This is a genomic window from Pseudomonas sp. Irchel 3H7 (assembly GCF_900187605.1).
Classification (GTDB): Bacteria; Pseudomonadota; Gammaproteobacteria; order Pseudomonadales; family Pseudomonadaceae; genus Aquipseudomonas.
In genome coordinates this window covers 335,019-359,934 of the sequence record NZ_FYEA01000004.1, presented here as the reverse complement: position 1 = coordinate 359,934, position 24,916 = coordinate 335,019, and the positions used below count along the sequence as shown (strand labels likewise).

The window sequence follows — 24,916 nt, the reverse complement described above, 5'->3', positions numbered from 1 at the left end:
TTTACAGATTGAGTGTCAGGCTGACGGTGAAGTTGCGCGGCTCGCCGGGGTTGACCCAGTAGTTGCTGTAGGAGCGCTCGTAATACTTTTCGTCGAAAAGGTTGTTCAGATTGAGGCCGACGGTGACCTTGTCGCTGGCCTTGTAATGCGCGAGCAGGTCGACGGTGTGATACGCCGGAAGTTCGAAGTCGCTGCCGGACTCTCCCGAGCGGTCGCCGACATAGGTAAACGCTGCGCCGACGTCCGAGCCGCGCAAATGGCCATCCTGAAACTCGTAAACCCCAAGCAGGCTGCCGCTGCGCTTGGCCACGCCGAGGATGCGGCTGCCGGTGGGAATTGCCGCGTCACCCTGGGTCACTTCGGCGTCGATGTAAGCGAACGCGCCGATCACCCGCACTGCGTCAGTCACTTGCCCGGTGACTTGCAGGTCGAAACCGCGACTGCGCGCCTTGCCCATCGCGCGGCTGGTGTCGCTGGCCGGGTCGAGGGCGAGGACGTTTTCCTTGTCGATGTGGAAGAAGGCGAGGGTGCTGCTCAGGCGCTCGTCAAACAGCTCGTTCTTGATCCCGACTTCGTAACCGACGCCTTCTTCCGGATCGAAGGATTTGCCGGAGGCATCTAGGCCATTGTTCGGTTTGAACGAGGTCGAGGCGTTGGCGAACAGGCCGGTGTTCGGCGTCAGTTGATAGAGCAGGCCGGCGCGCTGGGTGAGGGCGTCATGGCGCTGACTGCTCTTGGCGTTACGGCTGTGATCGTCGATGTGCTGGTCGAAATGTTCGAAACGTGCGCCGATCATTCCGCGCAATTTGTCGGTGAAGACGATCTGATCCTGCAGGTTCAGCGCATGACTTTCGACCTGTTCGAAGAAGTCAGTGCCCGAGCGTGCGCCATTGGGTTTTGGCTGGCCGTAGATCGGCTTATAGATGTCGATGGCGTAAGGGCCGCCGGCAATGGTGGTGACGCGTTCGTTCTTGCGGAAGTTTTCATACTCGGTGCCGATCAGCAGTTCATGCTGCCAAGGACCGAGGTCGAACAGACCGCGCAATTCCAGTTGGGTGATGCTGTCGTGCCAACTTGTATCGCGTTCGCGCAAGCGACGGTTGACCGTGTGGCCGTCGGCGTTCAGTGCCCGTTGTTCCGAGGCGTCGCCCCAGAGTTTGCCTTCCTTGTAGTGGCTGGCCAGGCGCAGTTTCCAGCTGTCGTTGAGGTGATGCTCCAGCGTGGCTTGAAGAAGATTGTTGTGATTGTCGATGTTGCCGTCATTGGGTTCGCCGAGGAAAGTCGAACGCGAAACACCGCTCCATTTGTTGTTGGGCGCGACGATGCCGCGATCGAACGTCGAGCTGTGACGGACGATTTCGCTTTCCACCAATAGCGACGTGTCCGGGTTCAATTGCCAACTGATCGAGGGCGCAACGAACACGCGTTTGCTGTCGACGTGATCGCGAAAGCTATTGTTATCTTCGACCGCGAGATTGATCCGCGACAGCACATCACCCTGATCATCCAGCGGCGTGTTGACGTCCAGTGCGGTGCGATAACGGTCCCAACTGCCGGCGCTGGTTTGCAGGGTGGTGAACGCTTCGGGCTGCGGTTTCTTGGTGACGATGTTTACCGTGCCGCCGGGATCGCCTCGGCCATACAGACTGGCGGCGGGGCCTTTGAGCACTTCGATGCGCTCGATGCTGGCCGCGTCGGGTGTGCTCGGATAACCGCGATTGGCGCTGAAACCGTCCTTGTAGAGCTCCGAAGTGGTGAAGCCGCGCACGCTGTATTCGTATAGCGTCAGGCCACCGAAGTTGTTCTGCTTCGATACACCGCCGGCAAAATCCAGTGCGCGCTCGACACTGATGCTGCCCAGATCCTTGAGCACGCTGGCGGGCACCACGCTGATCGCCTGCGGGATATCGCGGATCGCCGTGTCGGTCTTGGTCGCGCTGGATGAGCGCGTAGCGCGGTATCCCTTGACCGGTCCGGTCGGCGATTCATAGTCGGAAATGACGCTGATGGCGTCGAGTTCAATCGGTTCGGGTTCTTCGGCGAAGGCGGGCTCGACCAGCAAGCCGAGGCTCAGGCCGAGCAGGGAAGCCTTTGTTCGAGACGACATGTTATGTTGTTCCAATTCTTAGAATTGAAACAATATAACATGTCTGTTGAGAATGTCTTTTATCCGCGCATTCCGCGCGAGCAAAGTTTTATTCTTCTTTTTCTTTCACCGGTGCCGGTGGCGGACGCAGGCCGATTTCAGCGGTGAGCTTGATCTCTTTGCCGTTGCGCATCACCTGAATCGTCACTTTGTCGGTCGGCTTGATCCGCGCGACCTGGTTCATCGAACGGCGACCATCGCCGGCCGGCTCGCCATCGATACTCAGAATCACGTCACCCAACTGCAGGCCTGCCTTCTGCGCCGGGCCATCGCGGAAGATCCCCGCGACGACAATCCCCGGGCGCCCGGACAAACCGAACGACTCGGCCAGTTCCTGCGTCAGCGGTTGCACTTCAATCCCCAGCCAGCCACGAATCACCTGACCGTGCTCAATGATCGACTTCATCACTTCCATCGCCAGTTTCACCGGGATCGCAAAGCCAATGCCTTGCGAGCCGCCGGACTTGGAGAAAATCGCCGTGTTGATGCCGGTGAGGTTGCCGTTGGCATCGACCAGTGCGCCGCCGGAGTTGCCCGGGTTGATCGCCGCGTCGGTCTGGATAAAGTCTTCGTAGTTGTTCAGGCCCAACTGATTACGCCCGGTGGCGCTGATGATGCCCATGGTCACGGTCTGGCCGACGCCAAACGGGTTACCGATGGCCAGCGCGACGTCGCCGATGCGGATGTTGTCGGAACGGCCGACCGTGATCGCCGGCAGGGTTTTCAGGTCGATCTTCAACACCGCGAGGTCGGTTTCCGGATCACTGCCGATCACGCGGGCGAGAGTTTCACGGCCGTCCTTCAGGGCGACCACAATCTGATCGGCGCCGCTGGTCACGTGGTTGTTGGTGAGGATGTAGCCTTCCGGGCTCATGATCACGCCGGAGCCGAGGCTCGATTCCATGCGTTTCTGCTTTGGCGAGTTATCACCAAAGAAGCGGCGGAACTGCGGATCTTCAAACAGCGGATGCGCCGGTTTGTTGATGACTTTGGTGGTGTACAGATTGACCACCGAGGGCGCTGCGATAGTTACCGCATCGGCATAGGACACCGGCCCCTGCTGCACGCTGGTGGTTTGCGGGGCCTGTTGCAGGTTGACGTCGAGGCTCGGCAGCCCGACCCACTGCGGGTAACGCTGAATAATCAACAGAGCGATAAGCACGCCGGCCAACAGTGGCCAGCCCATAAAACGCAGCGCCTTGAGCATTAAGCACGTCCTGGAAGAGTTGCAGGCGGGGTCAGACCGCCCATAATGTCGCGCATTATACGAGGCCGCGCGCGCCTCTGAACGGGATATTTAGGAGTCTTTCATGGCCGTTGCCCTCAGCACCCTCGTCGAAGAAGCCGACCGTTACCTCGGCAGTGCGAAAATTGCCGATTATTGCCCGAATGGATTGCAGGTCGAGGGCCGTCCGCAAGTGATGCGCATCGTCAGCGGCGTCACGGCCAGTCAGGCCTTGCTGGATGCCGCCGTCGAGGCCGGGGCCGATCTGGTGCTGGTGCACCACGGTTACTTCTGGAAGGGCGAGAACCCTTGCATCACTGGCATGAAGCAGCGTCGACTGAAGACCTTGCTCAAGCACGACATCAGTCTGCTCGCTTACCACTTGCCGCTGGATTTGCATCCTGATGTCGGCAATAACGTGCAGCTTGCTCGGCAATTGGACATCACTGTTGAAGGCCCGCTGGATCCGGATAATCTTAAAATCGTTGGTCTGGTCGGGTCTTTGAAAGAACCGATGACCGCGCGCGATTTCGCCCGCAAGGTGCAAGAAGTCATGGGCCGCGAACCATTGCTGATTGAAGGTAATCCGATGATCCGCCGGGTCGGCTGGTGCACCGGCGGCGGTCAGGGCTATATCGATCAAGCCGTCGCCGCAGGCGTCGATCTCTATCTGAGCGGTGAGGCTTCCGAACAGACCTTCCACAGCGCCCGCGAGAACGACATCAGCTTCATTGCCGCCGGCCACCACGCCACCGAGCGCTATGGCGTACAGGCGCTGGGCGACTACCTGGCAAAACGCTTTGCCGTCGAACACATCTTCATCGACTGCCCGAATCCGATCTGAATCCACCGCAAATCCCCTGTAGGAGTGAGCCTGCTCGCGATAGCGGAGTGTCAGTCACCGTTATGTCGAATGTGACAAAGCTATCGCGAGCAGGCTCACTCCTACAGGGGGGGCATCGGCCGAACTGGTAGGCATATTCATATACCCTTTCGATCTAGTTGGCGTCCTGATTAGAAGAGGCCGCTGTGCTAGGATTCCCCGCTCGAACACGGCCCGCTGGCCGTTCATAAGAAAGTTTTCGTGAGTAGCCATGGTCGACAAACTGACGCATCTGAAACAGCTGGAGGCGGAAAGCATCCACATCATCCGCGAGGTGGCCGCCGAGTTCGATAACCCGGTGATGCTGTACTCCATCGGTAAAGACTCCGCCGTGATGCTGCACCTGGCACGCAAGGCGTTCTTTCCGGGCAAACTGCCGTTTCCGGTGATGCACGTCGACACCCGCTGGAAATTCCAGGAGATGTACAAGTTCCGCGACAAGATGGTCGAAGAACTGGGCCTGGACCTGATCACCCACATCAACCCCGATGGCGTGGCGCAGAACATCAACCCGTTCACCCACGGCAGTGCCAAGCACACCGACATCATGAAAACCGAAGGCCTGAAACAGGCACTCGACAAGCATGGTTTCGACGCAGCCTTCGGCGGCGCCCGTCGCGATGAAGAGAAATCCCGTGCCAAAGAGCGCGTGTACTCGTTCCGCGACAGCAAGCACCGCTGGGACCCGAAAAATCAGCGTCCCGAGCTGTGGAACGTCTACAACGGCAAGGTCAACAAGGGCGAATCGATCCGCGTATTCCCGCTGTCGAACTGGACCGAACTGGACATCTGGCAGTACATCTACCTCGAAGGCATCCCGATTGTGCCGTTGTACTTCGCCGCCGAACGCGAAGTGATCGAGAAGAACGGCACGCTGATCATGATCGACGACGAGCGCATCCTCGAGCACCTGTCCGATGAAGACAAAGCGCGCATCGTCAAAAAGAAAGTGCGTTTCCGCACCCTTGGCTGCTACCCGTTGACGGGCGCCGTGGAGTCCGAGGCCGAAAGCCTCACGGACATCATTCAAGAAATGCTCCTGACGCGAACTTCCGAGCGCCAGGGCCGAGTCATCGACCACGATGGCGCCGGCTCGATGGAAGATAAAAAACGTCAAGGCTATTTCTAAGGGGCTGTCATGTCGCACGTATCTGATTTGATCAGCGAGGACATCCTCGCCTACCTGGGCCAGCACGAACGTAAGGAACTGCTGCGCTTTTTGACCTGCGGTAACGTCGATGACGGCAAGAGCACCCTGATCGGGCGCCTGCTGCACGACTCGAAGATGATCTACGAAGATCACCTCGAAGCGATTACCCGCGATTCGAAGAAAGTCGGCACCACCGGTGATGACATCGACCTGGCGTTGCTGGTTGACGGCCTGCAGGCCGAGCGTGAGCAGGGCATCACCATCGATGTCGCCTACCGCTATTTCTCCACCGCCAAACGCAAATTCATCATCGCCGACACGCCCGGCCATGAGCAGTACACCCGCAACATGGCCACCGGTGCCTCCACCTGTGACCTGGCGATCATTTTGGTCGACGCGCGTTACGGCGTGCAGACCCAGACCCGTCGCCACAGCTTTATCGCTTCGTTGCTGGGGATCAAACACATCGTCGTCGCCATCAACAAGATGGACTTGAAGGACTTCGATGAAGGCGTGTTCGAGTCGATCAAGGCTGACTACCTGAAGTTCGCCGAAGGCTTGAAGATGAAGCCGACCAGCATGCACTTCGTGCCGATGTCTGCCCTCAAGGGCGACAACGTGGTGAACAAGTCCGAGCGCTCGCCGTGGTACACCGGCCAGTCGCTGATGGAAATCCTCGAGACCGTGGAAGTCGCGGGCGACCGCAACTTCACCGATCTGCGTTTCCCGGTGCAGTACGTCAACCGTCCGAACCTGAACTTCCGTGGTTTCGCCGGCACCCTGGCCAGCGGCATCGTGCACAAGGGCGACGAAGTCGTGGTGCTGCCGTCGGGCAAGAGTAGCCGCGTGAAATCCATCGTTACCTTCGAAGGTGAGCTGGAACACGCAGGTCCAGGTCAGGCGGTAACGTTGACCATGGAAGACGAAATCGACATCTCCCGTGGCGACCTGCTGGTGCATGCCGACAACGTGCCGCCGGTCACCGACAGCTTCGAAGCGATGCTGGTGTGGATGGCTGAAGAGCCGATGCTGCCTGGCAAGAAATACGACATCAAACGCGCCACCAGTTACGTGCCGGGCTCGATCGCCAGCATCGTCAACAAGGTCGACGTCAACACCCTCGAAGAAGGCCCGGCGAGCGCGTTGCAGCTCAACGAAATCGGCAAGGTGAAGATCGCGCTCGACGCGCCGATCGCCCTCGACGGTTACGAAAGCAACCGCACCACCGGCGCGTTCATCATCATCGACCGTTTGACCAACGGTACCGTTGGCGCCGGCATGATCGTCGCGCAGCCAGTGACCCACGGTACCGCCACCCATCACGGCAAACTGGCGCATGTTGCCACTGAAGAACGCGCTCAGCGCTTCGGTCAGCAACCGGCCACTGTGCTGTTCAGCGGCCTGTCGGGGGCGGGCAAGAGCACGCTGGCTTACGCGGTCGAGCGCAAGCTGTTCGACATGGGCCGTGCGGTGTTTGTGCTGGATGGCCAGAACCTGCGTCAGGACCTGAACAAAGGCCTGCCACAGGATCGCGCCGGTCGCACCGAGAATTGGCGTCGTGCCGCGCACGTCGCGCGTCAGTTCAACGAAGCGGGTCTGCTGACCTTGGCCTCGTTCGTCGCGCCAAGCGCTGAAGGGCGTGAGCAAGCCAAGGATCTGATCGGCAAGGATCGTCTGCTGACGGTCTACGTACAGGCCTCGCCGGCCGTGTGCGCCGAGCGTGATCCGCAAGGTCTGTATGCCGCCGCTGGCGACAACATCCCGGGCGAATCCTTCCCGTACGACGTACCGCTGAATGCCGATCTGGTGATCGACACGCAGACGCTGAGTGTGGAAGAGAGCGTCAAGCAAGTGCTGGATCTGCTGCGCAAGCGTGGCGCGATCTAAGCACTGAAGCAGCGACTGGCTTCTAGCTTCAAGCTGCAAGAAAAAGCCCGCCGATGAGTGATCATCGGCGGGCTTTTTTGTCGCTTTGAGAGTGTCAAAAGATCGCAGCCTTCGGCAGCTCCTGCATTGGATCGGCGTACACCCTGTAGGAGCTGCCGAAGGCTGCGATCTTTTGATCTTTAATTCGCTGGATATTCGCGGTGCATCTGTTCCAGCAGCGCATCCTTGTCCAGCCACAGCTGATTGATCCAGCCCTGAAACTGCAATCGATATTCGCCGTCCTGATCGTAATTCTTGCCAATGAACTGCTGCGGAATCTTCAGCTCCTCAAAGTGCACCACTACATCGCGCACATTGCCGCACAGCAGGTCCCAGAACCCGGGACGCCCGGCCGGGTAGTGGATCGTCACGTTGACGATCGACTCCAGCTGTTCACCCATCGCATCCAGCACAAACGCAATTCCGCCAGCCTTGGGCTTGAGCAGGTATTTGAACGGCGACTGCTGCTGCGCATGCTTGCCTTCAGTGAACCGCGTACCTTCGACGAAGTTGAAAATTCCCACCGGGTTATTACGAAACTTCGCGCAAGTCTTACGGGTGGTTTCCAGGTCTTTGCCTTTCTTCTCCGGGTGCTTGGCCAGGTACGTCTTGGAGTAGCGTTTCATGAACGGAAAGCCCAGCGCCCACCAGGCCAGACCGATCACCGGTACCCAGATCAGTTCCTGTTTGAGGAAGAATTTCAGCGGCTGAATACGGCGGTTGAGCACGTATTGCAGCACCAGAATATCGACCCAGCTCTGGTGGTTGCTGGTGATCAGATATGAGTGTTGATAGTCGAGGCCTTGCAAACCGCTGATGTGCCAGCGCGTGCGGCGCACCAGGTTCATCCAGCCCTTGTTGTTGCTGATCCACGCTTCATGGGTATGGCTCATCAGCCAGAGCGAAGCTCGCCGGGCGAAATCGAACGGCAACACTTTGATCAGCGCCACGCAGAACAGAAACGAGCACAGCAGAATCGTATTAAGTGCCAACAGCAGCGAGGCAATCACGCCGCGCAACGGTGCAGGTAGAAAATCCAGCATTTACACATCCATAGGTCGGTTGGCGGCTTGAATCGCGGTGAGGGCGATGGTGTAGACGATGTCATCGACCTGCGCGCCGCGCGGCAAGTCATTCACTGGTTTGCGCAGGCCTTGCAGCATCGGCCCGAGGCTGACGCAATCGGCGCTGCGTTGCACGGCTTTGTGCGTGGTGTTGCCGGTGTTCAGATCGGGGAACACAAACACCGTGGCGCGGCCGGCCACCTGACTGTTCGGCGCCAGTTGCCGGGCCACGTCGGCGTTGGCAGCAGCGTCGTATTGCAGCGGGCCGTCGATCAGCAGTGAATGCTGTTGTTCGTGGGCGAGCAGGGTGGCTTCGCGGACTTTCTCGACTTCTTCGCCGGTGGCCGATTCGCCGCTGGAGTAGCTGATCATCGCCACACGCGGAGTGATGCCGAATGCCGCCGCCGAGTCAGCGCTTTGCAGGGCGATCTCGGCCAGTTCGCTGGCGCTCGGGTGCGGATTCATCACGCAGTCACCGTAAACCAGCACTTCCTCCGGGAAGAGCATGAAGAACACCGACGACACCAGCGTGCAGCCCGGGGCAGTCTTGATCAACTGCAGGGCCGGGCGGATGGTATTGGCGGTGGTGTTGATCACGCCCGAGACCAGGCCGTCGACTTCATCCAGTGCAAGCATCATGGTGCCGATCACCACGGTGTCTTCCAGCTGCTGCTCGGCCATTGGTGCATTGAGGCTTTTGGTTTTGCGCAGGGCGACCATCGGCTCGACGTAGCGCTCGCGGATCAAATCCGGATCGAGAATCTCCAGCCCCGGCGGCAGCACGATGCCTTGGGCGCGAGCGACCGCTTCGACGTCTGCAGGTTTGGCCAGCAACACGCAACGGGCAATCCCGCGTTCCTGACAGATCGCCGCCGCTTGCACGGTGAACGGCTCGCTGCCTTCGGGCAGGACTATGCGCTTGTTCGCCGCCTGCGCGCGCTGAATCAACTGATAGCGGAATACGGCGGGCGACAGGCGCATTTCCCGTGGCGTGCCGCAACGCTGGTGCAGCCACTTGGCGTCGAGATGGCTGGCGACAAAATCAGTGATGATTTCCGCACGCTCGCGGTCGTCGATGGGGATTTCCTTGTTCAGGCCGTTGAGCAGGTTGGCGGTATCGTAAGAGCCGGTGCTCACCGACAACACCGGCAAACCGGCCTGCAACGCGCCTTGGCACAAGTCCATGATGCGTGGATCAGGCAAGGTGTCGCTGGTCAGCAGCAGACCGGCCAGCGGCACGCCGTTGATCGCCGCCAGGCTGACGGCGAGGATGATGTCGTCGCGATCACCCGGTGTCACCACCAGCACGCCGGGCTTGAGCAGCTCGACTGTGTTGCGCATGGTCCGTGCGCAAATGATGATTTTGGTCATGCGCCGGGTTTCGTAGTCACCGGCATTGAGCACTTGCGCGCCCATCAGGTCGGCGACGTCACGGGTGCGTGGTGCGTTGAGTTCAGGCTGGAACGGAATGCAGCCAAGCAGACGGAAATCACCGCTGCGCAGCAACGGCGAATGCTCTTTCAGACGCGTGGCGAAGGCGTCCATGCTCTCGTCGGTCTTGACCTTGTTGAGGATCACGCCGAGGACTTTCGGGTCTTTCGGCCCACCGAACAATTGCGCCTGCAACTCGACGCGACCGGACAGCTCGGCAAGTACTTCGTTTTCCGGCGCCGAAACCAGAATCACCTCGGCATCGAGGCTCTTGGCCAGGTGCAGGTTGACTCGCGCGGCGTAGCTGGCGCTGCGGGTCGGCACCATGCCTTCGACGACCAGCACGTCTTTGCCGATGGCGGCTTGCTGATACAGGGTGATGATTTCTTCGAGCAACTCATCGAGCTGACCGTCGCCAAGCATCCGCTCGACGTGGGCCAGGCCCAGCGGCTGCGGTGGTTTCAGGCCATGTGTGCGCGCCACCAGTTCGGTGGAACGTTCAGGGCCGGTGTCGCCGGGGTGCGGCTGCGCAATCGGTTTGAAGAAGCCGACTTTCAGGCCCGCTCGCTCCAGCGTACGCACCAGCCCGAGGCTGATGGAGGTCAGACCCACGCCAAAATCGGTGGGCGCGATAAAAAAAGTTTGCATGCGAATTCTCTAAGGGTGCATGGCAATGGCGATCATCTTTTACTGACAATCTGCCGAAATTCAGTCGCCAAGGTTATCGCTAACCGAGCCTTGTGCGCACCAACCGCAGGCAAAGGGTTGGCCTATTTTTTCAATACGTTGCGCCGGGTCGAGCACCCAGGCACGTGATTGCCAGGGCGGCTGATGGCGCAGGTGTTGGGTGTGGCCACAGGAAAGCTCGGCCACCCAATGGCCTTCTTCGTCTTGATGGAAGCCTGCGATCGTCGAAACCCGTTTGTCCGGGTTGTGTTCGCTTTCGCGCGTTTGCTTCGCTAAACTTGGCCTTTCTATATTCTTATGCAAAAGGTCTCGCCCCATGCTGATCGCCGCCAATAAGGCTGTCTCCATCGACTATACCCTGACCAACGACGCTGGTGAGGTCATCGACAGCTCCGCCGGCGGCGCTCCGCTGGTCTACCTGCAAGGCGCAGGTAACATCATTCCAGGCTTGGAAAAAGCGCTGGAAGGCAAAGCTGTTGGTGACGAGCTGGAAGTTTCCGTTGAGCCGGAAGACGCTTACGGTGAATACGCTGCTGAGCTGGTCAGCACCCTGAGCCGCAGCATGTTCGAAGGCGTTGACGAGCTGGAAGTCGGCATGCAGTTCCACGCTTCGGCGCCGGACGGCCAGATGCAAATCGTCACCATCCGTGACCTCGACGGCGACGACGTGACTGTCGACGGTAACCACCCACTGGCCGGTCAGCGCCTGAACTTCAAAGTGAAGATCGTTGACATCCGTGACGCCAGCCAGGAAGAAATCGCTCATGGCCACGTCCATGGCGAAGGTGGCCATCACCACTGATTTTCTGCGCTAAGCTTCGAGTACTGGAGAGGCGCCTGCGGGCGCCTTTTTAGTCCGCGGCTGTCCTTGGTGGCCTCGCCAAGTGGCTGTTTCGAGTAGAACATGGGAATCCTGGAGTTCGTCATGAGTGCTTTTCACGACCTTAAGTTGACAGCCCTGGATGGCCAGGAGCTACCGCTGGCGCCGTTCAAGGGCCAAGTCGTGCTGGTGGTCAACGTCGCCTCCAAGTGCGGCTTGACCCCACAGTACGCGGCGCTGGAAAACCTCCATCAGCAATTCAAAGGCAAAGGCTTCAGTGTGCTGGGCCTGCCGTGCAACCAGTTTGCCGGTCAGGAACCCGGTTCTGAAAAAGAAATTCAGGACTTCTGCAGCCTTAACTATGGCGTGACGTTTCCGTTGTCGAGCAAGCTCGAAGTCAACGGCCACGAGCGTCATCAGCTCTACCGTCTGTTGGCGGGCGAGGGCGCGGAGTTTCCCGGTGACATTACCTGGAATTTCGAAAAGTTTTTGCTCGGCAAGGACGGCCGGGTGTTGGCGCGGTTCTCGCCGCGTACGGCGCCGGATGATCCGACCATTGTGCATGCGATTGAAAAAGCGCTGAGCTGAAACAGCAAGATCAAAAGATCGCAGCCTTCGGCAGCTCCTGCAGGAGACCTCAAAACCCCATGTAGGAGCTGCCGAAGGCTGCGATCTTTTGCTTTGCGTCTTTTAATCCTTAATCACCCAAATCAATAGTGCTGTTCAAAGGGTTCGCGTCTCCATATTATCGCCGTCATAAAGCCTTCTCTGTGGAGCCCATCGATGCCCGTTCAAGCCTTGTTCAAACCGTTCCACCTCGGTGCCCTCGAACTGCCGACCCGCGTGGTCATGGCGCCGATGACTCGCTCCTTCTCCCCGGGCGGCGTGCCTAATTCGAAAGTCATCGAGTACTACCGTCGTCGCGCAGCGGCCGGTGTCGGCCTGATCATCACCGAAGGCACCACCGTCGGCCACATCGCCTCCAACGGTTACCCGAACGTGCCGCAGTTCTTTGGTGACGCGCCATTGGCTGGCTGGAAGAAAGTCGTCGACGCCGTTCACGCTGAAGGCGGCAAGATTGTTCCGCAGTTGTGGCATGTGGGCAGCGTGCGTCGCATCGGCACCGAGCCGGACGCCAGCGTGCCGGCTTACGGCCCGTCGGAAAAACTCAAGGACGGTCAGGTCGTGGTGCACGGCATGACCCAACAGGACATCAAGGACGTAATCGCCGCCTTCGCTCAAGCGGCCAAAGACGCACAAAGCATCGGCATGGACGGCGTGGAAATCCACGGTGCGCACGGTTACCTGATCGACCAGTTTTTCTGGGAAGGCAGCAACCAGCGCAGCGACGAATACGGCGGCAGCCTGGCCAACCGTTCGCGCTTCGCCATCGAACTGATTCAAGCGGTGCGTGCGGCCGTTGGCGAAGGTTTCCCGATCATCTTCCGTTTCTCGCAGTGGAAGCAGCAGGATTACACCGCGCGTCTGGTGCAAACCCCAGAAGCACTGGGCGAATTCCTCAAGCCGTTGTCCGACGCCGGTGTGGATATTTTCCACTGCTCGACGCGGCGTTTCTGGGAGCCGGAGTTCGATGGTTCCGAGCTGAACCTGGCAGGCTGGACCCGCAAGCTCACCGGCAAGCCGACCATCACCGTCGGTAGCGTCGGTCTCGATGGCGAGTTCCTGCAGTTCATGGTCAACACCGACAAGGTCGCGCAACCGGCCAGTCTGGAGAACCTGCTGGAGCGTTTGAACAAAGAGGAATTCGATCTGGTCGCGGTGGGGCGTGCGCTGTTGGTCGATCCGGATTGGGCGCAAAAAGTCCGCGAAGGGCGTGAACAGGATATTTTGCCGTTCAGCCGTGAGGCGTTGATGACGCTGGTTTAACCAGCGCCCTTACTGACGCCATCGCGAGCAGGCACACTCCTACAATTGGAATGCATTTCCCCTGTAGGAGTGAGCCTGCTCGCGATGGCGGTCTCCAAGTCGCCTGGATTCAAGGCAATGTCTGCGCATTCGGCACCACTTGCTCCCCCACACAAGCCCCGCGCAAATGCTTTTCAAACTGCTCGATAACAGCCGGCCATCCCTGGCGGCTCGCATGCTGCCGCGCATTCAAACGCACGCAGCGCAACGCCTCATCCTCTTCCAGCAACCACGCCGCCGCCTCGCAGAACGCCTGTTCATCACCGGGCATCGCCAGCACGCCGTTGTAACCATGGCGAATATGCTGCGCCGCTGCAGCTTGATCGTAAGCCACCACACCAAGTCCCGAGGCCAGTGCCTCCAGCACGACATTGCCGAAGGTTTCGGTCAGGCTGGGAAACAGAAATATATCGCCGGACGCGTAGTGCGCCGCCAACGCTTCACCACGCTGTGAGCCGCAGAAAATCGCCTCGGGCAAATCCTTTTCCAGCGCTAGCCGTTGCGGCCCGTCGCCGACCACGATCAGTTTCAGATTGCGCTGTGGATAAGTGTCCCGCAGTTTTTCGAAGCAGCGTTTGAGCAGGCCAAGGTTCTTCTCCGGCGCGAGTCGTCCTACGTGAATCACCGCAATGTCCTGCTCGGACAGGCCCCATTGCTCACGCAAGGCATTCAGCCGTTTGCTTGGATGAAATAGCTGGCTGTCGACACCGCGCGACAACAGCGCCAAGCGCTCGAAATGGCGTCGCTCCAGTTCCAGTCGCTGGCTGACGCTCGGCACCAGAGTCATGGCCGAGCGATTGTGAAACCAGCGCAAATAATGCGTCAGCATTCGCGTCAGCAGTCCGAGGCCGTACTGACTGGTGTATTGCTGAAAGTTGGTGTGAAACCCGCTGACCACCGAAATGCCCAAACGCCGCGCCGCACGCAGGGCCGATAAGCCGAGTGGGCCTTCCGTGGCGATGTACAGCACATCGGGACGCTGACGTTTCCAGCGTCGCAGCAGCTTGTGCATCGACGACTGACCCCATTGCAGCCCCGGATACCCCGGCAGTGGCCAGCCGCGACACAACAGCAACGCGTCATCTTCACTGCGCTGTGGATCACCGGCCTGACGCGGGCGCACCAGTTCCACTTGGTGGCCACGCGCGCGCAGCCCATCGCACAAGCGGCCAAGAGTATTGGCCACCCCGTTGATTTCCGGTGGAAAGGTTTCGCTGATCAGGGTGATGTGTAGAGCTGTCGTCATGGCCTCAGTGTCGACTGAGGCCATGTCGTGCTTGTGACGTTCGGATGATGGATTTGTGACGTGCTCAGCGTTGAGTGACGAGATTCTCAGCACCGCGTTCACGCACCCAAAACAACGTCGCCCCGGCCACCGCCGCCGGCATCATCAGAATGTTGACCACCGGAATCAGCAGCACCAGATAGACGATCCCGCCAAAACTCATGCTCTGCCAGCGCTTCTGCCGCAGCCAGGCGAGCATCTCGTTCCAGCCCAGTTTGTGGTTGTCCGCCGGGTAGTCGATGTACTGGATCGCCATCATCCACACGCCGAACAACAACCACAGCGGTGCGGCGATGATGTTTACCACCGGGATGAACGAGAGGATGAACAGACCGATCGCGCGGGGCAAGAAATAGCCGAGCTTGCGCATTTCCCGGGCGAGGGTGCGCGGGACCATCGCAATCAGTTCACCCCAGCTGAACGCCGGGAAATCATCAGTGCCGCGCACTACTACTTCGACTTTTTCCGCGAGGAAACCGTTGAACGGTGCGGCGATCACGTTGGCCAGCATGGTGAAGGTAAAAAACACCATCAGCGCCACCAGCACGACAAACAGTGGCCAGAGGATGTAGCTGAGGAAATTCAGCCATTCCGGCAGCGACGGCATCAGCGTATCGACCCACAGGCTGAACTGGTGGCCGGCCAGATAGATCAATCCGACGAACAGCACCAGGTTGATCACCAGCGGCAACAATACGAACAGGCGCAGGCCTGGGCTGAGGACCAGTTTCAGGCCTTCGCGCAGGTATTGCGGGCCGGACAGAACAGGGGCGGGCATAAGGTGCTCCGAGCAAGGGAAAACGCGCCGACCTTACCGACTTTGCAACGCCTGTGAAAGCGCGGCAGAGCGATCGACATTCACTGTAACAAAGACGTCCATCTCGTCAGTGTGTCGGCATAGAGACCACCTATGAGCTGGATTGTTAAACCGTATTTCCTTAATCTTGCCCCCCTCGATACGCTGCACCCAACTTTTTACAGGACTGTCGAGCTCAAGCCTTCCCCAAGGTTTTCCACGGTCCTTTTTTATTCCCGCCGGCAGTCCGGCGATCCGTGCCCGTTTTTCGGCCCGGTCAACAGGAGCAGGTCATGTCTGAAGTCCGTCATTCGCGAGTGATTATTCTCGGTTCCGGCCCTGCCGGTTACAGCGCTGCGGTATACGCGGCCCGTGCCAACCTCAAGCCACTGCTGATCACCGGCATGCAGGCTGGCGGTCAACTGACCACCACCACCGAAGTCGACAACTGGCCGGGCGATGTCCACGGTCTGACCGGTCCAGCCCTGATGGAACGCATGCGCGAGCACGCCGAGCGTTTTGAAACCGAGATCGTTTTCGATCACATCAACGCCGTCGACTTCGCTGCCAAGCCTTACACTCTGACCGGCGACAGCGCGACCTACACCTGCGACGCCCTGATCATCGCCACCGGCGCCAGCGCTCGTTACCTGGGCCTGCCTTCGGAAGAAGCGTTCATGGGCAAAGGCGTTTCGGCCTGCGCGACCTGCGACGGTTTCTTCTACCGCAACAAGCCTGTTGCAGTGGTCGGCGGCGGCAACACCGCTGTTGAAGAGGCACTGTACCTGGCCAATATCGCCAGCACCGTAACCCTGATCCACCGTCGCGAAACCTTCCGCGCCGAGAAAATCCTGATCGACAAGCTCAACGCTCGCGTCGCCGAAGGCAAGATCATCCTCAAGTTGAACGCCAACCTCGACGAAGTCCTGGGCGACAACATGGGCGTGACCGGTGCGCGTCTGAAGAACAACGACGGCAGTTTCGATGAAATCACCGTTGACGGCGTGTTCATTGCCATCGGCCACACTCCGAACACTTCGCTGTTCGAAGGCCAGTTGACCCTCAAAGACGGTTATCTGGTGGTGCACGGCGGCCGTGAAGGCAATGCGACTGCGACCAGCGTCGAAGGCATCTTTGCCGCCGGTGACGTGGCTGACCACGTTTACCGTCAGGCGATCACTTCGGCCGGCGCCGGCTGCATGGCGGCACTGGACACCGAGCGTTACCTGGACGGTCTGCAGAACGCTTCGTTCTAAGATCGCAGGCATAAAAAAACCGGCTTCGGCCGGTTTTTTTGTGCCCGTTACTCCTGCTCCAACGCAATTCATTGTAGGAGTGAGCCTGCTCGCGATAGCGGTGTACCGGTCAACATATGAGTCGACTGATACACCGCTATCGCGAGCAGGCTCACTCCTACAGGGGGGGCGTTGCAGCTGGAATCAGCGGCGAGTCAGGGGCTGTGCGGTGAATTTGACGCCGGCCAGGCCGTGTTTGATCAATGCACGGATATTGCCGTGATCACTGCCCTCAGGCGTCGCCACCACCGAACGGTAATGCTCGCCGAACGCCAACAGCGCTTCTTCATCGCTCAGACCTTCGAGCAACGCCAGACCCAAAGTCTTGCACGAACCTTCGTTCTGCCCGGCGGCGTTTTCCACACCACCGTTGTTGAAGGCTTGCGGCTGATAATCGTAACCGGCGGCGATGAACGCCAGGGTGTCGGCGAAAGCGTGTTCGCCGCTTTTGAGGCTGGTGCGCAGGGTGTTCAGGTCACTCATGGGTTTTTCCTTTGGCGAACGCCGCTTGCTGGTCGGCGTTGGCTTCTTGCTGATATTGGGCTTTCCACTCGGCGTATGGCATGCCGTAAACCACTTCGCGAGCATCGTCGAGGCTGACCTCGATCTGGCGCTCGTCGGCTTCGGCCTTGTACCACTTCGACAGGCAGTTGCGGCAGAACCCGGCGAGGTTCATCAGGTCGATGTTCTGTACGTCCTTGCGGCTGTCCAGGTGGGCGACCAGCCGGCGGAAGGCGGCGGCTTCGAGTTCGAGGCGTTGTTGCTCGGTCATGATGGGCTCTGTGCAGTCAAATCGTGGCGCGGATGATAAAAGTCTGACGGCCAATGCGCCAGACGCACTCAGCGGCTGGCGGCGAGTGTGATCGAAACCGACTCGGCAAATCGCAACGCATGGGGCTTGTCGACTTCGACTTCGGCGTACAGCACCGAACCGTTGCTCATCACCAGATCGAGCAATTCCTGAGTCAGGCGTTCAAGCAGCGCAAAGCGATTGCCCTCGACGTGGGCGATGATCGCTTTGGTGATCGTGCGGTAATTCAGTGCGTGATCAATGTCGTTGTCACGCACCGCTTCCTGCGCGGCATACAGAATGGTCAGGTTGATCAGCACATCCTGCTTGTTGAGGATTTCGTCCTCGTTGATCCCGATAAAGGTGCGCAAGCGCAGATCCTTGACCCGGATGCGCGCCATTCCCGGCTGAAGTTGTGGCATTTACTTGCTCCGTCCAATCAATTGCAGGAACTCCTGGCGGGTGTTGCTCGACTCGCGGAACGCGCCGAGCATGACCGAGGTGTTCATGGTCGAATTCTGTTTTTCGACACCGCGCATCATCATGCACATGTGTCTGGCCTCAATGACGACGGCGACGCCGGCAGCATCGGTGACCTGTTGCACCGCATCGGCAATTTGCCGGGTGAGGTTTTCCTGAATCTGCAGGCGCCGGGCGAACATGTCCACCAGTCGCGCGATTTTCGACAGGCCCAGCACCTTGCCTGTCGGAATATAAGCCACATGGGCCTTGCCGATGAAGGGCAACAGGTGATGTTCGCACAACGAGTACAACTCGATGTCGGCGACGATGATCATTTCGTCACTGTCCGAGGCAAACAGCGCGCCGTTAACAATCTCATCGACGCTCTGTTCGTAACCGTGACACAGGTATTGCATGGCCTTGGCCGCGCGCACTGGCGTATCGAGCAGTCCTTCGCGGTCGGGATCTTCACCGAGGCCGATGAGGATTTCGCGGTAGTTCTCGGGCAGTGAGCGGCTCATGGGCAGCCTCGCAGGCAGGTGTTATTTGACGTGCCTTCCGCCGTTGACGGTCAGGGTCGTACCGGTGACATAAGGGTTGTCGAGCAGATAGCGCAGGCTCTGATAGATCACTTCGCTGCCGGGCTCGATGCCCAGCGCGGATTTTGCCAGGGCCTTGGCGCGGTACGCCGCGTCGTCGTCGGGATTGAACAATAGCAGGGCTGGCGCGATGCCGTTGACCTTGATGGCCGGCGCATAGCGGGCGGCGAAGGACAGGGTCAGGCTGTCGAGCCCGGTCTTGGTCGCGCAATAGCCGATGTGCTTGCTGCTGCCTTTGCGGGTGACATCGTCGCTGATGTGGATGATGTCGGCGGGCGTCGAGCGTTGCAGCAATTCGCCACAGTGCAGGTTGATCAGATACGGTGCGAGCATGTGCAGATTGAACATGCGCGTGAAGGCTTCGGCCTCGCTGCCCGGAGTTTCGGCCAGCCATTCGGAAGCGTTGTGCACGATGGCGCGCAGGCTCTCGGTGTGGGTTTTCAGTGCTTCGATAAAGGCGAGAATCGCGGCCTCGCTGGAAAAGTCGGCGAACAGGCCGATGGCGCCCAGATCACGCAGCGTTTGCACGCCGGGGCGTTCGCTGCGGTAGGTGAAGATGACGCGATGGCCGTCTTCGAGTAACCGCTGCGCGCAATGCAGGCCGACACGCTGGCCGGCACCGGTGATGAGGATCGGAGCGGAAGAAAGGGTCATGAACGGCTCGCGTCGCGGCTGGAGCAAAAACTATAACAGCGACGAGCCTGAAAAGATCGCAGCCTTCGGCAGCTCCTACTCTGGTCTGTATTCAGTCCTGTAGGAGCTGTCGAGTGCAACGAGGCTGCGATCTTTAATGTTTCTGAGGTGCTGCCGAAACAGGCAGTCGCACCGGCGTGCTGTTCAGCCAGTTCGCCAGCAAGCGGGTCGACAATGGAATAAAGAAGTAAACCATCAGCGGCGTCAGGCACGCCGTGCTGATCAGCACGCGCGGCAACAAACTCATGTCGGCAAGCAACGGGCCGAGGACAAAGTTGAACAGCAGTGACACTGGAAAGAACGCCAGCCAGATCGCGACGGCCTGCTTCCAGCGCGGTGGACGCTGACCGACCGCGCCGAACCAACCTTCGATACCGCTGACCCGATGCTCTTTCGGGTGGGCAAACAGATCGCTGCCACGGCTCAACCACGCGGTGCGGGACGCCGAATGTTCCCACGCATGCAGCGTGTGTTCGTCGGCAAAGCGGAAAATGATCTGGAATTCGTTGTCGCCGGGGGGCGGAGCGAGCACGCCAGAGCCCAGGTAACCGGGGAAATCAGTGGCCAGTTGTTCGCCTTCGCGCAGCCAGGCGATCAAATCATGATAACGGCCGTCGGCGACGCGACGGGCAACCATCAGCGTGACGGGGGAAGTAGACATTTTGTATCTCCGTATTTCTAGTGCGTCACTCCGGGTAGGAATTTCGCCTGACGCAGGACCGGGGTAGAGGCCTGCGTTTTTCAGCAAGCAAGGATTATTCCGTTTTTTCGCGAATAAACCAGCGACTTTCGTCGCATTTCATCACTTGAAACCCAATGGGACATAAGCGTTAGAATGGGATCCAATTGAACCGACATGGAAGTTGAGCGCCATATGCCTGTGATCACCGACGCAAGCCCTGCTTTGGAGGCATCTGTTGCGCTCGAGCGCGCCGATCTGTTCCCGATCCGCGAGGTTGCGCGCCTCACCGGTGTCAACCCGGTGACCTTGCGCGCCTGGGAGCGGCGCTATGGTTTGATTCAGCCGACACGCACCGAAAGCGGGCACCGGCTCTACTCGATGACCGATATCGAGCGCGTGCGCGGCATCGTTGACTGGATTGATCGTGGTGTTGCCGTGAGTAAAGTCGGCAAGATCCTGGCTAAAACCGAACCGAAGAAAGTGCTGGCGCACATCATCCCCGATGATTTGGTGCAAGCCGATTACCTGCAATGGCAGGAGCAGATCCAGCAGGCGGTGAGTGCGTTCGACGACCAGCAACTGGACCGCGTCTATGGTCAGATTTTCTCTTCATACTCATTGCCGGTGGTGTTTCAGGACATCCTCATGCCGCTGTGGCTGCAATTGCTGCAGCGCCAAGACGCTTTCGGGCAGACCAGCGAGTGGCTGTTCTTCGACGGGTTCCTGCGGGCGCGGGTGTTGCAACGGATCGTCATGTTGCGTGGCACTCAACCGCGCCGGGTGATCGTCAGCGCGTTGGCCGGGCAATGTCGAGAGCTGGAATTGCTGGTGGCGGCGCTGTTTCTCAGCGATAGCAATTCCGGTGTTCGCGTGCTGACGACAGGTCAGCCGTTCGATGAGCTGACGTTGGTGTGCGAAAAGATCAAACCTGATGCACTCGTGCTGTTTTCCAATCACGCGCCCAGCACCGAATTGCCTCGACGTCTGAACCGGTTGGCATTGAGTCTCGATTGTCAGTTGATGCTGGCGGGCGATGCTTCAGATCTGGCGCAGGACAGCCTGGCCGGATCCTCTGTTGCTTGTCTGGGCAATGAAGGCGCAAACATGCGTCAACGCATGCTGCAGTTTCTGGCCGGCAATCTGGATACCTGAAACTCAGGTGTGAAGGGCAGGATGCGTGAGGCGGTGTTGCTGCAGGATGAACTGGCGCAGACGTTCGGTTTCGTCGGTATCGGTCTGGCTCAACTCGTAGGCGTAGAACCCGCTTTCGGTTTCCCGTTCGAAATTACCGCGCAATGAAATCCGCTCGTAACCCGAAGGGCTGAACCACAACGCGAAATGCTTGGGCGGTTTGGTCTTGTTGCGCACTTCCAGCAGCACACCTTTGTGCGAAACCTCGTGTACCCACAACATTCCTGGCTGACCTTTGGCGTTTTCCAGGGCTACCGGCTCTTCGAGCGTCAAGCGCCATGGCCGTACCATCGGGCCGTCTTCGTAAATACTCGGCACGCCGAGGCGCAGATGCAGTGCGTGAAACTCATCTTCCACCAGGTGCAACGGGAAGGTCATCTGCTGGTTTTCGAAGTTGGCCTGAATGGTCACTTGCTCGTGCGCGGCCAGGCGCGTGAGCAAATCGCGGATCTGTGAACCGCCGTTAACCAGCAGACTCGACGTCGCATCCCGCACGTTCAGTTGCGGGTTGTGCTGCATGGTCTGGATGAAATCCAGCTCATCCTGAGTGAGGAGGGCGTCGCGCTGCATGGCTAACTCGAAAGATATAGATACAAAGTCATTGGTGATTGTAGTTAATGACACTTAGTTCGCGATTTTGTTTTGACCGTTTGTCGCTTTCAGTGCAGCCAATTCTGCTTTGAGGGCAGCGACTTCAGCTTCCAGTTGAACAACGCGCTGTTGCGCCTTGACCTGAACGGTGACGTCCTTCTGCACGCCAACGAAATATGTTTGCCCGTCTTCGACGTTTTTCACCGTCGAAATCGACAGTTCATTCCAGAACGGCGTACCGTCCTTGCGATAGTTGCGCAGGATTTCCCGGCACGAGCCGCCGTTATCCAGCGTTTCGCGAATCAGTTTCAGGCTGTCCTGATCTCGGTCTCCAGACTGCAGAAAGCGGCAGTCCTGATAGAGGATTTCCTCACTGGTGTAGCCGGTCAGTCGTTCAAAGGCCGGGTTCACATAGATCAGGATATCGTTCTGTTCACCTTCCTTTTCGGCGACCACGATGCCGTCGTTCGACGCGTTGATTACCATTTGCAGCAGGCTGGCGTTGATCATCTTTGAATCCTTTCAGAGTTGTCAGTGGCACGCATTCTAGAAGAACCGTAGGCGCTGTCTACTGGCCATTACCGCCAATTGAGATCCAGTCGCAGCTTTGCATTGGAGGCTGTTACTATCGCCGCTCTTTTTTTCAGTTTCAGGATCAGATTGATGAAAGTCGCCATCCTCTCCGGTTCGGTCTACGGCACCGCCGAAGAAGTCGCCCGCCACGCCCAGAACCTGTTGAAAGACGCTGGCTTTGAAACCTTCTACAACTCGCGCGCCAGCCTCGCCGACATTCAGGCGTTCGGCCCCGAAGCATTGCTCGCGGTGACCTCGACCACCGGCATGGGCGAATTGCCCGACAACCTGCAACCGCTGTATTCGGCGATTCGCGACCAGTTGCCAGCCGCATGGCGCGGTTTGCCGGGCGCAGTGATTGCCTTGGGCGACGCCAGTTACGGCGACACCTTCTGCGGCGGTGGCGAGCAAATGCGGGAACTGTTTGGCGAACTCGGCGTACGTGAAGTGCAAGAAATGCTGCGCATCGACGCCAGCGAAAGCGTCACCCCGGAAACCGACGCCGAGCCTTGGCTGGCGCAGTTGATCGACACGCTCAAGGGTTGATCGCCCGCTCGCGCAGCAGGCTCAGCCACGCCTGTGCGGCTTTCGACAGATACGCACCGCGACGCCAGATAAACGCGATATCCCAACGCAGATAATCCGGCGCTCGCAAGGTCAGACGCACCACGCCTGGCCGCACCAGGCCGCGTGCAACCACGCTGGGCAACAGCACCACGCCTTGCCCGGCGGCCACCAGCGCCGCAAGAAAATCCGCCTGACCGCTGCGTCCGCCTTCCTTCGGCGTGAAGCCCAATTGCTGGCATGCCTGCAGCAAGCGGTCGTTGAGCACGAAGCTGCGTTGATAGAGCAGGAATGGCGTCTCGGCCAATTCTTCCAGGCCGATCTCACCCCGACCTGCCAGCGGATGATCTGCCGGCAGCAGGGCGTCGAGAGGCTCATCACAGAACGGCTGACAGTCGAATTGCGGATCCTTCGGTAACAGACTGCCGCCCAACTCCAGTTCACCGCTGAGCACCGCTTGTTCAACATTGCGGCTGCCACCCTCAAGCAACTGAATGTTGATATTCGGATAGCGTCGTCGGTATTCGGCAAACAGCCCGGCGAACAGCGCGTCACTGCCCAGCAGTGGCAGTCCGAGGCGCAGTTCTCCACGCACCAGATGACTCAGATCATCCAGTTCTGCGAGCAATTCATTGCGCAAGCGCAGCATGCTCTCGGCCCGTTGCAGCACCACGCCGCCCGCGGCGGTCAGGCGCAGTTGCGAACCGAGCCGTTCGAGCAATGGCGTGCCGAGGCTCTGTTCCAGTTGCGCGATTTGTTTGCTCACCGCTGACTGGCTGATGTGCAGGGTTTTTGCGGCTTGGGTGAAGCCGCCCTGATGCATGACTTCGACAAAACTGCGCAGCTGTTTGAGTTCCATAGCCTGATTCCATTTTGGAATGGCATTGAGTCTAACAATTCGCTTCGGGGATGGCAGCGCGCTTCGTAAAATATGCCCCTGTCAGGAGCAAAATCATGAACGTCGTCACCCTCAAACATCTGTCTCGTCTTCTCGCCGAACTCGCGGTATTGCTCGGCCTTTACCTGCTCGGTTGCCAAGTGGCGGCCTGGCTGGCGTGGCCGATTCCCGGTGGCGTAGTCGGCATGGCGCTGTTGCTGCTGGCATTTGCCTTTGGCTGGGTGAAACCGGCGGCGCTGCAATTGGGCGCGGGCTTGCTGATGGCCGAGATGTTGTTGTTTTTCATTCCGGCGCTGATGAGTCTGCTCGACTACGGCGCGCTGTTGCGCAATGACGGCTGGCGGATCTTGTTGGTGATTGCCGCCAGCACCTTGATGGTGATGCTGGTAACGGCTTTCACAGTCGAGCTTGCCGTGCGCATGAGGCGGTCCCATGAAGCTTGAATGGATGCCGATGTTCTGGCTGGCCTTCACCCTGTTGGCGTACCTGTTCAGCCGCTGGTTGTATCGGCGCACCGGGCGCTACGTTTTGTCGCCACTGATTCTGGTGCCGGCGTTACTGCTGGCGCTCGCGGTGCCGTTGCACACGGCTTATGCCGAATACTCCAGCAATACCCACTGGCTGATGCTGGTGCTGGGCCCGGTCACCGTGGCTTTCGCCGTGCCGATCTGGCAGCAACGGCGCTTGCTGATGCGGCACTGGTCGGCACTGCTGTTGGGCATGGTTGCCGGCAGTGCTGCCTCGATCGGCACCTCGTTCGGACTGGCCGGGGCGCTGGCGCTCGACAGTTCGGTGACGATGTCGCTGGTGCCGCGTTCGATCACCACACCGTTCGCCATGCCGCTGGCACAGAACCTGGGGGGCGTGCCGGAGTTGACGGCGGTTTTTGTAATGTTCACCGGGGTGTTTGGCGCGATGCTTGGCGGCGTGTTGTTGAAGTGGTTGCCGTTGCGCAGTGCTTTGGCGCGGGGTGCGTTGTTCGGGGTTGGCGCGCACGGTGCCGGGGTCAGCCGGGCCCATGAAGTCGGCGGCGAAGAAGGCTCTGTTGCCGGGCTGGTGATGGTGCTGACCGGATTGCTCAATCTGTTTGCCGCGCCTTTGTTGGCGTCGTTGCTTTGACATGGATCCAAGGAGTTTGCCTGGCTGACCCGCTCAGTCATCAAGCTGGCTGCCAATGCAACTACGCGATGCTCTGCGCCTGACTAGACTGCTGACACGTGCAGAACAATAAGAACGCAG

General features: G+C 59.3%; 27 protein-coding genes. 11 read left to right on the top strand and 16 right to left on the bottom strand.

The annotated features are described in order from the left end of the window. Position 1: 1 nt before the first annotated feature. Both CKW38_RS10140 and algW read right to left on the bottom strand, forming a co-directional pair. On the bottom strand, positions 2–2,107 hold the full coding sequence (locus tag CKW38_RS10140; RefSeq protein WP_095112671.1) for a TonB-dependent siderophore receptor: 2,106 nt from the start codon (positions 2,105–2,107) through the stop codon (positions 2–4). Between the two features lie 88 nt (positions 2,108–2,195). Beyond that, positions 2,196–3,353, bottom strand: a complete 1,158-nt coding sequence (gene algW / locus CKW38_RS10135) for a Do family serine endopeptidase AlgW (RefSeq protein WP_007912377.1) — start codon at positions 3,351–3,353, stop codon at positions 2,196–2,198. Positions 3,354–3,456: 103 nt separating this feature from the next. On the opposite strand from algW, the gene CKW38_RS10130 reads away from it, so the two are divergent. The 3 genes from CKW38_RS10130 to cysN all read left to right on the top strand — a co-directional run bounded on the left by CKW38_RS10130 (position 3,457) and on the right by cysN (position 7,291). Then, positions 3,457–4,215, top strand: coding sequence for a Nif3-like dinuclear metal center hexameric protein (locus CKW38_RS10130; RefSeq protein WP_095112670.1), 759 nt, complete (start codon positions 3,457–3,459; stop codon positions 4,213–4,215). Positions 4,216–4,465: 250 nt separating this feature from the next. Continuing rightward, positions 4,466–5,383, top strand: coding sequence for a sulfate adenylyltransferase subunit CysD (gene cysD / locus CKW38_RS10125; RefSeq protein WP_007912374.1), 918 nt, complete (start codon positions 4,466–4,468; stop codon positions 5,381–5,383). Positions 5,384–5,392: 9 nt separating this feature from the next. Beyond that, a complete protein-coding gene (gene cysN / locus CKW38_RS10120; protein WP_095112669.1) occupies positions 5,393–7,291 on the top strand; it encodes a sulfate adenylyltransferase subunit CysN in 1,899 nt (632 codons plus the stop codon). 179 nt (positions 7,292–7,470) lie between these two features. Here the strand turns inward: cysN and CKW38_RS10115 are convergent, their stop codons facing one another. The 3 genes from CKW38_RS10115 to CKW38_RS10105 are packed head-to-tail and all read right to left on the bottom strand — an operon-like array spanning position 7,471 to position 10,860. Continuing rightward, the gene (locus CKW38_RS10115) at positions 7,471–8,373 is read right to left on the bottom strand and encodes an acyltransferase (RefSeq protein WP_095112668.1); all 903 of its coding nucleotides are present in this window, start codon (positions 8,371–8,373) and stop codon (positions 7,471–7,473) included. After that, entirely contained in the window at positions 8,374–10,473 is a 2,100-nt protein-coding gene (gene pta / locus CKW38_RS10110; protein WP_007912369.1) for a phosphate acetyltransferase, read from the bottom strand. It abuts the gene before it with no gap. 60 nt (positions 10,474–10,533) lie between these two features. Next, a complete protein-coding gene (locus tag CKW38_RS10105; RefSeq protein WP_081498742.1) occupies positions 10,534–10,860 on the bottom strand; it encodes a DUF3565 domain-containing protein in 327 nt (108 codons plus the stop codon). Between CKW38_RS10105 and CKW38_RS10100 the strand changes: the two genes are divergently transcribed. From CKW38_RS10100 to CKW38_RS10090, 3 genes are all read left to right on the top strand, one after another. Continuing rightward, complete coding sequence (locus CKW38_RS10100; protein WP_007912368.1) at positions 10,829–11,314, top strand: peptidylprolyl isomerase; 486 nt, start codon at positions 10,829–10,831, stop codon at positions 11,312–11,314. The genes CKW38_RS10105 and CKW38_RS10100 overlap by 32 nt on opposite strands. A 123-nt stretch (positions 11,315–11,437) precedes the next feature. Next, positions 11,438–11,920, top strand: coding sequence for a glutathione peroxidase (locus CKW38_RS10095; RefSeq protein WP_007912363.1), 483 nt, complete (start codon positions 11,438–11,440; stop codon positions 11,918–11,920). A gap of 195 nt (positions 11,921–12,115) precedes the next feature. Next, on the top strand, positions 12,116–13,219 hold the full coding sequence (locus CKW38_RS10090; RefSeq protein ID WP_095112667.1) for an NADH:flavin oxidoreductase: 1,104 nt from the start codon (positions 12,116–12,118) through the stop codon (positions 13,217–13,219). Between the two features lie 109 nt (positions 13,220–13,328). Here CKW38_RS10090 and CKW38_RS10085 read toward each other — a convergent pair whose 3' ends face one another. Together CKW38_RS10085 and cysZ are read right to left on the bottom strand one after the other, a co-directional pair. After that, positions 13,329–14,528 (bottom strand): glycosyltransferase family 1 protein, encoded by a 1,200-nt coding sequence (locus CKW38_RS10085; RefSeq protein ID WP_095112666.1) that lies wholly within the window; start codon positions 14,526–14,528, stop codon positions 13,329–13,331. A gap of 40 nt (positions 14,529–14,568) precedes the next feature. Then, entirely contained in the window at positions 14,569–15,321 is a 753-nt protein-coding gene (cysZ, locus tag CKW38_RS10080) for a sulfate transporter CysZ (protein ID WP_095112665.1), read from the bottom strand. Positions 15,322–15,632: 311 nt separating this feature from the next. Between cysZ and trxB the strand changes: the two genes are divergently transcribed. After that, the gene (trxB, locus tag CKW38_RS10070; protein ID WP_007912350.1) at positions 15,633–16,595 is read left to right on the top strand and encodes a thioredoxin-disulfide reductase; all 963 of its coding nucleotides are present in this window, start codon (positions 15,633–15,635) and stop codon (positions 16,593–16,595) included. Positions 16,596–16,778: 183 nt separating this feature from the next. Here the strand turns inward: trxB and CKW38_RS10065 are convergent, their stop codons facing one another. The 6 genes from CKW38_RS10065 to CKW38_RS10040 form a co-directional block, all read right to left on the bottom strand. Then, entirely contained in the window at positions 16,779–17,117 is a 339-nt protein-coding gene (locus CKW38_RS10065; RefSeq protein WP_007914278.1) for a HopJ type III effector protein, read from the bottom strand. Then, positions 17,110–17,406: a DUF1244 domain-containing protein gene (locus CKW38_RS10060; RefSeq protein ID WP_007914276.1), complete on the bottom strand. Its 297-nt coding sequence runs from the start codon at positions 17,404–17,406 to the stop codon at positions 17,110–17,112. Before CKW38_RS10060 ends, CKW38_RS10065 begins: the two co-directional genes overlap by 8 nt. 68 nt (positions 17,407–17,474) lie before the next feature. Continuing rightward, entirely contained in the window at positions 17,475–17,846 is a 372-nt protein-coding gene (gene folX, locus CKW38_RS10055) for a dihydroneopterin triphosphate 2'-epimerase (RefSeq protein WP_007914273.1), read from the bottom strand. Then, positions 17,847–18,407 (bottom strand): GTP cyclohydrolase I FolE, encoded by a 561-nt coding sequence (gene folE, locus CKW38_RS10050; RefSeq protein WP_007914261.1) that lies wholly within the window; start codon positions 18,405–18,407, stop codon positions 17,847–17,849. It lies immediately after the preceding gene. Positions 18,408–18,428: 21 nt separating this feature from the next. Then, on the bottom strand, positions 18,429–19,139 hold the full coding sequence (folM, locus tag CKW38_RS10045) for a dihydromonapterin reductase (protein WP_095112664.1): 711 nt from the start codon (positions 19,137–19,139) through the stop codon (positions 18,429–18,431). Between the two features lie 133 nt (positions 19,140–19,272). Beyond that, the gene (locus tag CKW38_RS10040) at positions 19,273–19,839 is read right to left on the bottom strand and encodes an antibiotic biosynthesis monooxygenase (RefSeq protein WP_095112663.1); all 567 of its coding nucleotides are present in this window, start codon (positions 19,837–19,839) and stop codon (positions 19,273–19,275) included. Between the two features lie 213 nt (positions 19,840–20,052). Between CKW38_RS10040 and CKW38_RS10035 the strand changes: the two genes are divergently transcribed. Next, the gene (locus CKW38_RS10035; protein WP_007914252.1) at positions 20,053–21,012 is read left to right on the top strand and encodes a MerR family transcriptional regulator; all 960 of its coding nucleotides are present in this window, start codon (positions 20,053–20,055) and stop codon (positions 21,010–21,012) included. Positions 21,013–21,015: 3 nt separating this feature from the next. Here the strand turns inward: CKW38_RS10035 and CKW38_RS10030 are convergent, their stop codons facing one another. Both CKW38_RS10030 and CKW38_RS10025 read right to left on the bottom strand, forming a co-directional pair. Next, entirely contained in the window at positions 21,016–21,621 is a 606-nt protein-coding gene (locus tag CKW38_RS10030) for a hypothetical protein (RefSeq protein ID WP_007914250.1), read from the bottom strand. 54 nt (positions 21,622–21,675) lie between these two features. Further along, positions 21,676–22,152, bottom strand: a complete 477-nt coding sequence (locus CKW38_RS10025) for a PAS domain-containing protein (RefSeq protein ID WP_095112662.1) — start codon at positions 22,150–22,152, stop codon at positions 21,676–21,678. A 153-nt stretch (positions 22,153–22,305) separates the two neighbouring features. On the opposite strand from CKW38_RS10025, the gene CKW38_RS10020 reads away from it, so the two are divergent. Next, positions 22,306–22,761: a flavodoxin gene (locus CKW38_RS10020; protein WP_095112661.1), complete on the top strand. Its 456-nt coding sequence runs from the start codon at positions 22,306–22,308 to the stop codon at positions 22,759–22,761. Here the strand turns inward: CKW38_RS10020 and CKW38_RS10015 are convergent. Beyond that, a complete protein-coding gene (locus tag CKW38_RS10015; protein WP_007914245.1) occupies positions 22,751–23,638 on the bottom strand; it encodes a LysR substrate-binding domain-containing protein in 888 nt (295 codons plus the stop codon). The genes CKW38_RS10020 and CKW38_RS10015 overlap by 11 nt on opposite strands. A gap of 95 nt (positions 23,639–23,733) precedes the next feature. Between CKW38_RS10015 and CKW38_RS10010 the strand changes: the two genes are divergently transcribed. Together CKW38_RS10010 and CKW38_RS10005 are read left to right on the top strand one after the other, a co-directional pair. Continuing rightward, the gene (locus CKW38_RS10010) at positions 23,734–24,120 is read left to right on the top strand and encodes a CidA/LrgA family protein (protein ID WP_007914242.1); all 387 of its coding nucleotides are present in this window, start codon (positions 23,734–23,736) and stop codon (positions 24,118–24,120) included. Beyond that, entirely contained in the window at positions 24,110–24,796 is a 687-nt protein-coding gene (locus CKW38_RS10005; RefSeq protein ID WP_095112660.1) for an LrgB family protein, read from the top strand. The genes CKW38_RS10010 and CKW38_RS10005 overlap by 11 nt, the downstream gene beginning before the upstream one ends. The last annotated feature ends 120 nt before the right edge of the window (positions 24,797–24,916 follow it).

Bases quoted from the DNA above. Each gene is read 5' to 3' on its own strand.
- pta (WP_007912369.1), bottom strand. From the start codon at position 10,473: ATGCAAACTTTTTTTATCGCGCCCACCGATTTTGGCGTGGGTCTGACC.
- cysD (WP_007912374.1), top strand. From the start codon at position 4,466: ATGGTCGACAAACTGACGCATCTGAAACAGCTGGAGGCGGAAAGCATC.
- CKW38_RS10010 (WP_007914242.1), top strand. From the start codon at position 23,734: ATGAACGTCGTCACCCTCAAACATCTGTCTCGTCTTCTCGCCGAACTC.
- folE (WP_007914261.1), bottom strand. From the start codon at position 18,407: ATGAGCCGCTCACTGCCCGAGAACTACCGCGAAATCCTCATCGGCCTC.
- cysZ (WP_095112665.1), bottom strand. From the start codon at position 15,321: ATGCCCGCCCCTGTTCTGTCCGGCCCGCAATACCTGCGCGAAGGCCTG.
- CKW38_RS10115 (WP_095112668.1), bottom strand. From the start codon at position 8,373: ATGCTGGATTTTCTACCTGCACCGTTGCGCGGCGTGATTGCCTCGCTG.
- CKW38_RS10130 (WP_095112670.1), top strand. From the start codon at position 3,457: ATGGCCGTTGCCCTCAGCACCCTCGTCGAAGAAGCCGACCGTTACCTC.
- CKW38_RS10015 (WP_007914245.1), bottom strand. From the start codon at position 23,638: ATGGAACTCAAACAGCTGCGCAGTTTTGTCGAAGTCATGCATCAGGGC.
- CKW38_RS10105 (WP_081498742.1), bottom strand. From the start codon at position 10,860: ATGGAGACAGCCTTATTGGCGGCGATCAGCATGGGGCGAGACCTTTTG.
- CKW38_RS10090 (WP_095112667.1), top strand. From the start codon at position 12,116: ATGCCCGTTCAAGCCTTGTTCAAACCGTTCCACCTCGGTGCCCTCGAA.
- CKW38_RS10095 (WP_007912363.1), top strand. From the start codon at position 11,438: ATGAGTGCTTTTCACGACCTTAAGTTGACAGCCCTGGATGGCCAGGAG.
- CKW38_RS10005 (WP_095112660.1), top strand. From the start codon at position 24,110: ATGAAGCTTGAATGGATGCCGATGTTCTGGCTGGCCTTCACCCTGTTG.
- cysN (WP_095112669.1), top strand. From the start codon at position 5,393: ATGTCGCACGTATCTGATTTGATCAGCGAGGACATCCTCGCCTACCTG.
- CKW38_RS10100 (WP_007912368.1), top strand. From the start codon at position 10,829: ATGCTGATCGCCGCCAATAAGGCTGTCTCCATCGACTATACCCTGACC.
- folM (WP_095112664.1), bottom strand. From the start codon at position 19,139: ATGACCCTTTCTTCCGCTCCGATCCTCATCACCGGTGCCGGCCAGCGT.
- CKW38_RS10025 (WP_095112662.1), bottom strand. From the start codon at position 22,152: ATGATCAACGCCAGCCTGCTGCAAATGGTAATCAACGCGTCGAACGAC.
- folX (WP_007914273.1), bottom strand. From the start codon at position 17,846: ATGCCACAACTTCAGCCGGGAATGGCGCGCATCCGGGTCAAGGATCTG.
- CKW38_RS10085 (WP_095112666.1), bottom strand. From the start codon at position 14,528: ATGGCCTCAGTCGACACTGAGGCCATGACGACAGCTCTACACATCACC.
- CKW38_RS10065 (WP_007914278.1), bottom strand. From the start codon at position 17,117: ATGAGTGACCTGAACACCCTGCGCACCAGCCTCAAAAGCGGCGAACAC.
- CKW38_RS10035 (WP_007914252.1), top strand. From the start codon at position 20,053: ATGCCTGTGATCACCGACGCAAGCCCTGCTTTGGAGGCATCTGTTGCG.
- CKW38_RS10030 (WP_007914250.1), bottom strand. From the start codon at position 21,621: ATGCAGCGCGACGCCCTCCTCACTCAGGATGAGCTGGATTTCATCCAG.
- CKW38_RS10020 (WP_095112661.1), top strand. From the start codon at position 22,306: ATGAAAGTCGCCATCCTCTCCGGTTCGGTCTACGGCACCGCCGAAGAA.
- CKW38_RS10060 (WP_007914276.1), bottom strand. From the start codon at position 17,406: ATGACCGAGCAACAACGCCTCGAACTCGAAGCCGCCGCCTTCCGCCGG.
- algW (WP_007912377.1), bottom strand. From the start codon at position 3,353: ATGCTCAAGGCGCTGCGTTTTATGGGCTGGCCACTGTTGGCCGGCGTG.
- CKW38_RS10040 (WP_095112663.1), bottom strand. From the start codon at position 19,839: ATGTCTACTTCCCCCGTCACGCTGATGGTTGCCCGTCGCGTCGCCGAC.
- CKW38_RS10140 (WP_095112671.1), bottom strand. From the start codon at position 2,107: ATGTCGTCTCGAACAAAGGCTTCCCTGCTCGGCCTGAGCCTCGGCTTG.
- trxB (WP_007912350.1), top strand. From the start codon at position 15,633: ATGTCTGAAGTCCGTCATTCGCGAGTGATTATTCTCGGTTCCGGCCCT.